Source organism: Methylibium sp. T29, assembly GCF_000576205.1.
In the GTDB taxonomy this organism is placed as follows: domain Bacteria; phylum Pseudomonadota; class Gammaproteobacteria; order Burkholderiales; family Burkholderiaceae_C; genus Methylibium; species Methylibium petroleiphilum.
The window spans coordinates 1-1,708 of record NZ_AZND01000437.1; the positions used below are offsets into that span (position 1 = coordinate 1).

The following is a 1,708-nucleotide window of genomic DNA, read 5'->3' on the forward strand; positions in this document are numbered from 1 at the left end:
CCGCACGCCCGACGTGGTCGCCCGGCCGGCACCGGAAGTGGGCGGCAACGGCCTGCAGGGTCCGCCGACTCCGGCACCGAGCTTCCTGTCCAAGTACTGGGAACTCGACCGCGCCGACAAGCGCGGCACCTTCAACTTCACCGGCTACCGACCCAACTTCCTGCTGCCGGTGCACGTGACCACGCGCCTGAACACCCGTCCGTCCAGCCCCAGCCCGGACCGCACGGCCGAACTCGGCGACTACAAGCGCGTGGAGGCCAAGTTCCAGCTCTCGCTGCGGACCAAGATCGCGCAGAGCGTGCTGCTGCCCGACGCCGACCTCTGGGTCGGCTATACGCAGCAGTCGCTCTGGCAGCTCTATAACAAGGGCGATTCCGCCCCCTTCCGCAGCAGCGACTACGAACCCGAGGTGATGTACGTGGTGCCGGTGCCCGAGGGTCTGCGGGCGCTGCCGTGGGGCTGGCAGTGGCGCTACGGCATGCTGGCCTTCGCCCACCAGTCCAACGGCCAGACCAAGCCGCTGTCGCGCAGCTGGAACCGCGTCTACGCGGGCGCCGGCTTCGAGCGCGAGGACGTCTCGATCGCGCTGCGCCTGAACCGGCGCGTGCGCGAGAACGCCGATGACGACGACAACCCCGATCTCACCAGCTACCGCGGTCGCGGCGACGTGACGCTGAACTGGACCCCCGGCCGAGCGACCGCCGCGCTGCTGTGGCGTACCAACTTCCGCGACCTGCGGCGCGGCGCCGTGCAGTTCGACTGGACCTTCCCGGTCGAGCCCGGCAGCCCGCGCGCGTTGCGCTGGTACGTGCAGCTGTTCAGCGGCTACGGCGAGACCCTGCTCGACTACAACTTCCGTCAGACCAGCCTGGGGCTGGGGCTCACGCTGTTCGAGTTCTGAGGCGCCATGGACGAGCGCTCCACGTGCGCTCAGTCCGGCATTGGGCCGAACAGCCCGGCCGTGCGCGCCGTGAGCGCGGCATGCTCGCGCTCCCCGAGGAGTCGCCAGCGCAGCGCGAAATCCAGCGTCGCCAGCGCGGCATCGACCGTCATCGTGTCGCCGCCCGCCAGTGCCAGCGCCTCGGCCACCGGCAGCAATTGCAGCGAGGCGACCTCGCCGTCCTGGTTGCACGGCTGCACGCCGGGCGGCAGCGCCAGGTCGTAGACGAACAGCTGCTCGCGCTGCAGGCCGTGGCCGGCGCAGTCGGGCAGCGCCCGCTGCAGGTCGATGACCCGGCGCGCGTGGCCCGGCGCACGAGGTCGGCGGCCAGGCCCGCCTCTTCCCAGCCTTCGCGCACCAGCGTCTCGAACGGCGTCTGGCCGTGCGGCACGCCACCGCCGATCAGGTTGTCGAACTTGCCGGGGTCGGTGGGCTTGTGCGGCGAGCGCTGTGCGATCCACAGGTGGCTCGGGCGGCCGTCGGGCCCGGCGACGTAGCCGTTGGCATGCGCGCCGAAGGTCAGCGTGCCCCAGAAGCGCGCCGCCGCGCGCTCGATCCGCGCCAGCACCGGCGCGCCCCAGGCCGGCACGACGGCATAGGTTTCGTTGCGCCAGCCGGTGATCAGGCCGCGCTCGCGCAGTGCCGCATGCGTGACGGCGAAGGCGGCATCGAGCGCCTCGTCGCGCAGCGCGGTGCTCAGCACGCCATCGTCGCGCTCCTGCAGCCACGGCGCATGCGCTCGGAGCACCGGCAGTGCGCCGGCCGCGA

3 protein-coding genes are annotated in these 1,708 nt (G+C 72.0%); 1 reads left to right on the top strand and 2 read right to left on the bottom strand.

Annotation, left to right across the window (positions count from 1 at the left end):
• On the top strand, positions 1-901 hold a 901-nt coding region (locus x551_RS21815), incomplete at its 5' end, for a phospholipase A (protein ID WP_051512282.1).
• Between the two features lie 29 nt (positions 902-930).
• Here the strand turns inward: x551_RS21815 and x551_RS27985 are convergent.
• Positions 931-1,053 carry a hypothetical protein gene (locus tag x551_RS27985; RefSeq protein ID WP_256364004.1) on the bottom strand — a complete coding sequence of 41 codons (123 nt, stop codon included), beginning with the start codon at positions 1,051-1,053 and terminating at the stop codon, positions 931-933.
• A partial coding sequence (locus x551_RS21820) for a DUF4743 domain-containing protein (protein WP_253950455.1) occupies positions 1,050-1,708 on the bottom strand: 659 nt, incomplete at its 5' end. The genes x551_RS27985 and x551_RS21820, both read right to left, overlap by 4 nt.